Annotated in this window: 12 protein-coding genes; 8 read left to right on the forward strand and 4 right to left on the reverse strand. The window is 41.4% G+C overall.

The annotated features are described in order from the left end of the window. Positions 1 to 652, forward strand: a 652-nt coding sequence (locus KW93_RS17420; protein ID WP_033542018.1) for a hypothetical protein, incomplete at its 5' end; no start/stop codon positions are given. A 151-nt stretch (positions 653 to 803) separates the two neighbouring features. Here the strand turns inward: KW93_RS17420 and KW93_RS05685 are convergent. Beyond that, positions 804 to 1,181, reverse strand: a complete 378-nt coding sequence (locus KW93_RS05685) for an RDD family protein (RefSeq protein WP_235318366.1) — start codon at positions 1,179 to 1,181, stop codon at positions 804 to 806. A gap of 577 nt (positions 1,182 to 1,758) precedes the next feature. Between KW93_RS05685 and KW93_RS16760 the strand changes: the two genes are divergently transcribed. From KW93_RS16760 to KW93_RS05700, 3 genes are all read left to right on the forward strand, one after another. Beyond that, entirely contained in the window at positions 1,759 to 2,079 is a 321-nt protein-coding gene (locus tag KW93_RS16760; protein ID WP_235318367.1) for an NUDIX hydrolase, read from the forward strand. A 124-nt stretch (positions 2,080 to 2,203) separates the two neighbouring features. After that, positions 2,204 to 2,695, forward strand: coding sequence for an NUDIX hydrolase (locus tag KW93_RS05695; protein WP_033542020.1), 492 nt, complete (start codon positions 2,204 to 2,206; stop codon positions 2,693 to 2,695). 47 nt (positions 2,696 to 2,742) lie between these two features. Continuing rightward, positions 2,743 to 3,321, forward strand: a complete 579-nt coding sequence (locus KW93_RS05700) for a DapH/DapD/GlmU-related protein (RefSeq protein ID WP_033542021.1) — start codon at positions 2,743 to 2,745, stop codon at positions 3,319 to 3,321. A 293-nt stretch (positions 3,322 to 3,614) separates the two neighbouring features. On the opposite strand, the gene KW93_RS05705 is transcribed toward KW93_RS05700, so the two are convergent. From KW93_RS05705 to KW93_RS05715, 3 genes are all read right to left on the reverse strand, one after another. Beyond that, the gene (locus tag KW93_RS05705) at positions 3,615 to 3,890 is read right to left on the reverse strand and encodes a hypothetical protein (RefSeq protein ID WP_033542022.1); all 276 of its coding nucleotides are present in this window, start codon (positions 3,888 to 3,890) and stop codon (positions 3,615 to 3,617) included. Between the two features lie 21 nt (positions 3,891 to 3,911). Then, positions 3,912 to 4,115 carry a hypothetical protein gene (locus KW93_RS05710; protein ID WP_033542023.1) on the reverse strand — a complete coding sequence of 68 codons (204 nt, stop codon included), beginning with the start codon at positions 4,113 to 4,115 and terminating at the stop codon, positions 3,912 to 3,914. Between the two features lie 130 nt (positions 4,116 to 4,245). Beyond that, positions 4,246 to 4,440 carry a hypothetical protein gene (locus KW93_RS05715; RefSeq protein WP_033542024.1) on the reverse strand — a complete coding sequence of 65 codons (195 nt, stop codon included), beginning with the start codon at positions 4,438 to 4,440 and terminating at the stop codon, positions 4,246 to 4,248. A 144-nt stretch (positions 4,441 to 4,584) separates the two neighbouring features. Here KW93_RS05715 and KW93_RS05720 point away from each other — a divergent pair, with 144 nt between their 5' ends. From KW93_RS05720 to KW93_RS16895, 4 genes are all read left to right on the forward strand, one after another. Beyond that, complete coding sequence (locus tag KW93_RS05720) at positions 4,585 to 4,977, forward strand: DUF5412 family protein (RefSeq protein ID WP_200883323.1); 393 nt, start codon at positions 4,585 to 4,587, stop codon at positions 4,975 to 4,977. A gap of 359 nt (positions 4,978 to 5,336) precedes the next feature. After that, entirely contained in the window at positions 5,337 to 5,843 is a 507-nt protein-coding gene (locus tag KW93_RS05725; protein WP_033542025.1) for a hypothetical protein, read from the forward strand. Between the two features lie 207 nt (positions 5,844 to 6,050). Continuing rightward, the gene (locus tag KW93_RS05730) at positions 6,051 to 6,575 is read left to right on the forward strand and encodes an RNA polymerase sigma factor (protein WP_033542026.1); all 525 of its coding nucleotides are present in this window, start codon (positions 6,051 to 6,053) and stop codon (positions 6,573 to 6,575) included. Beyond that, positions 6,562 to 7,368: a hypothetical protein gene (locus tag KW93_RS16895; RefSeq protein ID WP_052131482.1), complete on the forward strand. Its 807-nt coding sequence runs from the start codon at positions 6,562 to 6,564 to the stop codon at positions 7,366 to 7,368. The genes KW93_RS05730 and KW93_RS16895 overlap by 14 nt, the downstream gene beginning before the upstream one ends. The last annotated feature ends 110 nt before the right edge of the window (positions 7,369 to 7,478 follow it).

Below are 7,478 nucleotides of genomic sequence, written 5' to 3' on the forward strand. Positions count from 1 at the left end.
AACGCAGCCTTTGACGGCAAGAACGATTTTTATGGGGAAAACCCTTCATTCCATCCTGGTTGCAGCTATTAGCAGTCTCACGTTGTTCGGGCTCTTGTTGCTAGTTGGCACGTTGTTTAACCGCTTTGGCGACTGGAATTACCCGGTTCTATACTACGATGCGGAAACTGTGGCAACGGCGGCTGATTACACCGGAATGCTTTCCGGTGGGCTAGGTTTCCATTTCATTTCACTAGGCACGTATTTAGTGAACAGCACCATCCTGTTTCTGTTCGTCCTCCTGTTTTTCCTGGTGTTGGCGAATTTCTTATCGCTCTTCCTAAAGAATACCTTTACGTCATTTGCAGTGACACTGCTGATCGGAGCGGGAGGATTCGTGCTGAGCAACTACTATTTGACGGGTATGGCGCAGTGGTCCCCTTTCACGTATCTGCAGATCCATAAAGTGGCGAATGGGGAAATTGGGACTTTGATGAATCTTCAGCACCTGAATGTGTTGACGGGGAGTCTGGTGCTGCTGGGATCGACGGTTCTTCTATTGATTCTGGGATTGCTTGTGACTGGCAGAAAATCGAATGGCTCCTTAAGTCGTCAAAAAGAGGTCGATGATTTGAATCACTCAAGCAACTCATTGGAAGATAAACTTTCTTAAAATTATTTGCTTTACACATAAGTAAATATTAAATGACAAAAAAGCCGAAACGAAGAATTTCCTTCGTTTCGGCTTTTAATTTCCACTTCAGTTTCTTATATCAAGTTTATTAGTATAGACTTCACGCAGAGCGGCTGAGTCATCGTTCCGCTCAAACTTCCTTAACCACGGTTTCTGCATACACATCGTGCGGGAATTTCGCCCCGCTGTAAGCATTATACTTTTGCCGGTTTTTCAAATACACGATGGAACTTGCGGTATCGCGATAAGCCATTCTTTTCACGATTTGTTTTGGCGTCAGTTCTCCGCCGGCTTCACTTTGAAGTTCAATACCCGCCATTTTTTGTCCGATTGTCTGGCCGCTCTTCCGCAGCTGTGCGTATTCAAGTCCATACAGCACGAGAGCCGGAGCCACCACCGCAGTGAAAAAGCCATTTCCCACTTTCTTTTTCACTGCCTGCTCTACTGCCACTGACACAGCGGTAGAAATCACTGTGTCGATCAATATGCCTTTTACTCTCTTTTTCATCAGATGATCCATCCTGTTCACCCTTCCCAAATAATTTGCTGTGAGTTACTATACTTGGTTATTGCCAATAAAGTTTCATCTTTCTTCCAATTTGCAAACAGGATTCTCTAAACGGCTCGTGAACTAAGTGATTACAGGAACTGAACAGCTTTATGTCTGCTGGAAGTTTTTTTCGCCTTAATTCTGCCATTGAAAATAAAAGAATCCTTCAAAATCGAAGGATGTGTTTTTTAGAACAAGTTGGAATTTTGGAAGAGGGAAACAGTCAAAATTAGAGTCGATAACGTGCCTAATGCGGTAAAAGTGAAGATTTTTCGGTTGTTTTGTTTTTCTGATGACTTACTGAGCTCGTAAGTCACTGTAATCCAAAAAATCACTGATGCTATAGCAATAATGCCCATAGTCATATTAAGCAGCTCCTTCCTTTTATAATTGAAGTACGAAACGATTTCTTCAGACGATATTCTCATTCTTAAAGATTGTTATACTGAGTATACGCATTGACCATTAGTGAAGTTTCCTTTTTAGAACTTATTTCCAGTAGTTCTGCAATTATCGGTAGAGGAGGGGAAAACAATTGAGTGGTTTAAGGGAAGTATGGAATGGGGCAGCCGGAATTGTATTTGATGAAGGCAAAATATTGATGGTTAAGGATAAAGATTCAAAAGGCTGGAGTATACCGTCAGGCGGGATTGAAAATGGTGAATCTCCTGAACAGGCATGCATAAGAGAAATTTGGGAAGAGACAGGCTTCCAAACGGAAGTTATAAAGCCTCTCCATATAAAGAAGGCGATTATTCAAAACTTCGATGTTACAACCTATTATTTTCTTTGCAAAGTTAATGAGGGACATATTTCTTACCACGATCCGGATGATTCCATTGAAGAAGTTGCCTGAAAACATATGAAGAGATTTTGGAGTTGCCACATGATTATCCGGAAGACCAGGAAATGCTGCTTTCTTTTTTTGACCACAATCCTTTGGAAGTTTAAAATTGCAGATATAGAAGGGAAAGGCATACATGACAACGTCTTATGTGAGATGGGGAGAAGCAACAGTTAAATTAACATGGAAAGCTGGTAATCATCTTCCTGATTATAAGTTAATAACAAGCGTACATGGTTTTTGCTTCTATGAAGACCAGTTGCTGTTGGTGAACCTGAATCATCGCGGCTGGGATTTTCCAGGAGGACATATCGAAGAAAGTGAAACTCCTGAAGAATGTTTTCAAAGGGAAGCAATGGAAGAAGGGTACGTATCAGGGCAGTGCCGGCTAATAGGCTACATCATTGTCGATCATACTGAAAATGCCACCTGGGATGAAAAGGGGAAATACCCTAAGGTTGGATACCAAATTTTCTATAGAATGGATATCGATCAATTGCACCCTTTTGAAGCAGAACATGAATCTTCACAAAGGATTTTTATTCCTTTAAATGAGGTTTCTTCCTATTACCATAAATGGGACGTGCTGTACGTGGAAATTCTTAATGAAGCTGCTCGTTTAAATTAAAGATGGATGAAAAAGATGTAAATGATGCGTAATGAAGGAGGATTCGAATGCATACCGATGTTTTTTTAGCACATTTGAACCGGGGTGAATCAGTAGAAAACGGTTCAGAGCTGCACCTGAAAATGCATGAACTTTCCCAGGAAGCCCTGAAAATAACCGTTGAACTGAATGGGCAGTATCACACGCCTGAAGAAGTCCGGGACCTTTTCTCGCGGCTGATCGGTAAACCCGTGGACAGTACATTTGCCTTGTTCCCGCCTTTTTACACGGACTGCGGGAAAAATATCAAAATCGGAAAGAATGTTTTCATCAACTCAGGCTGCCGTTTCCAGGATCAGGGCGGCATTACGATCGGCGATGGTGCGCTCATTGGACACAATGCGGTTTTGGCTACGCTGAATCACGACATCGATCCTGAAAAGCGCGGCAATATGCACCCAGCTCCTATAACGATCGGCAAAAATGTCTGGATAGGAGCAAACGCCACCATTGTTCCGGGTGTGGAAATTGGCGATGGGTCCATTATCGCTGCAGGTGCGGTTGTGACTCAGAATGTACCTGCGAACGTAATCGCAGGGGGAGTCCCTGCAAAAGTGATCAAGAAAATTGAACTTAGCCGGGAATAGAGAATCGACATTTTCAATACATGTATGAATGTGGGAGAGAAAAGCTGGACAGTTCAGCTTTTTTCTTTTTTTCTTATTGAAAAGTCTTCGACTGATCATAGAATCCCGATAAGTGATTATAGAACTCCGAAAACTGATCACAGCCTAGTCCCAAGACTACTCAGCCTTCACCAGAATCAAAGTTCAAGAGCAGCAGCGGATGTTTTTCGCCGTGCGAAAAACTCCAATCCATTAAAGGAAGGCTTCGCGTTCGCGAAGCCTTTACATTCTGACCAAATAATTTGTAATATGATTTATCTACTCTGTCTTCTACTACTTTCAAACTCTTTTAGAAACTTTTCGTCTTTCTTCTTATCAACGAAGCTCCAAATCACAAAAATTAGAATTGATATGCCTATCACCATTATTGAAGTGTTGAATACAAAATTGAAGTCCATCTCCCTGATGACCTTGTCAGCTCCAATCTTATTTACATAAGTTATAGTAGTACTTCGATAATCAAAAAGGATGAATGACACAAAAAGACCTAATATAAGACCGCCGAGTATCGAAAAGAACGTTTTCTTCATTTTGAAAGCACCTCCTGTGAATTATGCTATCCCATTTTTCCGCTTCTTTTTACTTTTCCGATTCAAAAACCCGGCTGTAAAAGTAACGATGGCCCCAATTATGATTCCTGCGTTTGTCAGTTCGGTGCCGACAGGGTTCAATGAGTTATGTCTTAAGCTCGTTTCAATAAACATGCAGCCAACAATAAGGATGACGCCGATAGCCGTGGCAACTTTATATTTCAAGACGATTCGCTCACTTTAGATTTTAATAATATTCACAGGAAGTTTCGATTTTTTTACCTTAAATATAGTCCATTAGCAAGAGAGGAAGCGGTAAAAGCTTTCTCTCTTTTCCTGGCATCTCTCCTCATGATCAGTCTCCACCACCACCGCCGCCGCCGCAATCGCCTCCTCCGTCTGAGCCGCTGCTGTAGTCTCCATAATAATGAAACGAACCATTAGAATCAGAGGATCTGGTTTTTCTGAATTTCGATTGTTCAGCAGAATGCCGATCATATACGAAACTCAAGATAGTCATAACCACAATAAAAGCAATTATAAAACCCATTGAAATTCCTCCTTTTTTTGGACGCTGAGTTTTAACCTGGTCAAAAAATTTGTAGAAAAAGTTCTTTCTACAGTCTATTACGTATATAATTGTCAGAAAGTTTCATTTTAAGGTGAATTAGAAAGAGTCGAGAGGAGCACATGCATGTTAAAAAGTATAAAATCTTTTCCGGCTAAGCACCCGATTTGGAGCGCCGTATTATTTTTCCTAATGATTTTTGCCGGCCTTCTGATATTTATCATCGACTGGGCTTTCTATGATATTGACCGGATCAATCCGGGTGAGTTTTTAACTGAAGAAGTATCGCCGGGCGGGGAATATACAGTCAGGACTTATGTGAATAATGGGGGAGCAACGGACAGCTATGCAGTATTAGGGGTGCTGTATTTCAATGACAGTGAGAAGAAGCCGAAAAATATCTACTGGCAATACAAGATGGAAAGCAGCATCGTGCAGTGGCAGGATTCCGATACAGTTATCATTAATGGAATAAGCATTGACGTTCCAAATGGAAAGCATGATTACCGTCACCCGTAATCGATGATATCTGTTCGTCAGAAGGGATTTTATAAAAACAAAAACGCTTAACCATAACAGGTCAGGCGCTTTCAGATCCTATAGTCCTTTGTTCACTCTTGCCAATTCCTTTTCCAAATAATCCAGACGTTTGTGAATTCGGTACAAAATCGGTAAATAGGCAATTACGATAATGATTACCCACCCCACGGGCTAACCTCCTCTTTTTCTTGAAACTAAAAGTAGTTGGAATATTCTTTTTATTAATGTAACAAACTGCCAGCCTGAACTCAATACTCCCAACTATAATTAAAATTGAAGAGATGTTTGTAACTTATTTCCACTAAAGCTGTCTAATGGATTAGACAGGAGGCGTTGACATGAACGGGAAGATTTTTTGTTTTAGCATGCTGCTTCTTTTTGTGCTGATGGGCTGTTCTCTGGAAAAGGAAGTCGACAAAAGTGAAAACACCAGCAGTGATGCTGCTGACAATATGCAAAGCACCTCTCAAAAACCGCCAAATTTAAAGATAAGCGTAAATGGAAAAAATTTTTTTGCTGCGATGAATGGTTTCAACTGGAGTTATTTTGACGAGGAAGAAAATATGATGGCCGGTATAGAGGCGGAAACCGTGGGTGCTGAAGCATTGCTCGAAAACTGGAAAGCAGAGGCTGTAGATGCAGACTCCACCATTGAACTGATATTTGGAGAAGAACCGCTCACGTATCAGGTACATGCTTTGGGCTCCTTCTATAATAGAGAGAGAGAACAGAAAGAAGTCATTTTGGATGGGCAAAGCGGAAAAACCGGGTATGAAGTGAAAGCTACCTGGGAACAGGGTACCGCATATTACGTTTTTCCATTGGATGTTCAACCTGTTAAATGAATGGACAAAATTCGTTCGTGGACTGGCGAACAGTATAAAATGAGCTTGGAGACACATTTCCAGGCTTATTTTTATGAGCATTTTTTGGGGTTTATTCACCGCTTGAAACTTAATTTTGAAAAGATTTACATAATTTTTCGAAAAAAGCACGACTTTTATTCGCTGAATACGTCTATAAAACAGAACCGATAACCAGGAGGGGATCTCTTGTCCAGTGAGAGAAAAAACGAAATTTCTGCATGGTATGAACAGCACAGTGGTTCGGTATTCCGTTACATAATGCTGATGGTCCGCGATAGTCAGCAAGCTGAAGATTTAACGCAGGACACATTCACCAAAGCGTTCCGCTATTACGATACTTTTGAAAGAAAGGCGAATCCCAGGACCTGGCTTTTTCGTATCGCCCACAATGTCACAATCGATTATCTGCGAAAGCAGAAACCGATTGAGACGTTGAAAGAACTCTTGTTTATTGGCCAGGGATCAAACGCTTTGCCGGAAGAAATACTGGAAATAAAGGAGAACTCGAAGGAACTTTACAATGCCTTGGGCCGCCTTAAAAGTTCTTACCGCGAAATTATCATCCTCAGGAAAATAAGAGAATTTAGTATACAGGAAACAGCCGAAATTCTAGATTGGTCGGAAAGCAAAGTTAAAAGCACATTGTCCCGGGCAATTCCCGCACTGGAAGCACAACTGATCAAGGAGGGGATTATCTATGAAAAAAACTGACGGTACGACCACCCAATTGGATGGACATTTGAAGCAATTGGACGAGGATATGGTTTGGGATGCCGAACGCCAATCAAAGCTGCGTTATCAGATTTTAGCCAATCTTGATAAACAGGAAACCAAAGTTCGTTTTTCAAGAGGTTTCAAAGCAGCTACCAGTTTAATGCTGTGCATGATCTGCTTATTTGCAGGATACCTCTTCATTTCGCAAAACATTGGAACTGAAAATGGCGGCCTGAGTACTGGGCAGGAAAGTGGCCAAGAAACAATTCCCGCCGGAACAAATGATAAAGAGTCAGGGCACGAGGACAGCGCAGAAAGGATTCAGGCTGTCATCGAAGAGGAATTCAATGGACCGGATGAGAAATACAAAGAATTACTGGATGCAGCAATGGAAGCTCAAATTTCAGACGAGTATATGGATGATTATGAAGCTTATCTGAAATCGCCAGAACATCTGGCGTTGATGAACTATATGGAAGAAACTTACGCGTCTCACTTTACAGAGGAGGGATATGAGAAATTCATAAATGTGATGCCCGCCTTTATGTATTCCGGCTTTGAGCACAACTACACCTTAACTGCTTCTGATATAAAGATTGAGGAAATTGAAAGCAGACCATTGGTGTACGATTTAAATTTCCAGGTGGAATATAAAAATGAAAACAACGAAACCAGCCAGCATCATTTTGAAGGAACAGCTGCTGTTTCGGAAGAAGGAAAAATCGTGAACATCGAATATTTGGATGGACTCGAAGATGGACTGCTTCAAAAACTGAGAGACGATGAATAATATAGTTGAATGAACGCTGCCTTTTGGCGGCGTTTTTTGAAGAAGGGGGTTTGTGCGCGGGAGAGCCGAAGTTATGCGCGGGAGAAGACCGGTTGTGCTCAACTTAATAT

Origin of the sequence: Planococcus sp. CAU13, assembly GCF_000775575.1 — a bacterium.
Lineage (GTDB): Bacteria > Bacillota > Bacilli > Bacillales_A > Planococcaceae > Planococcus.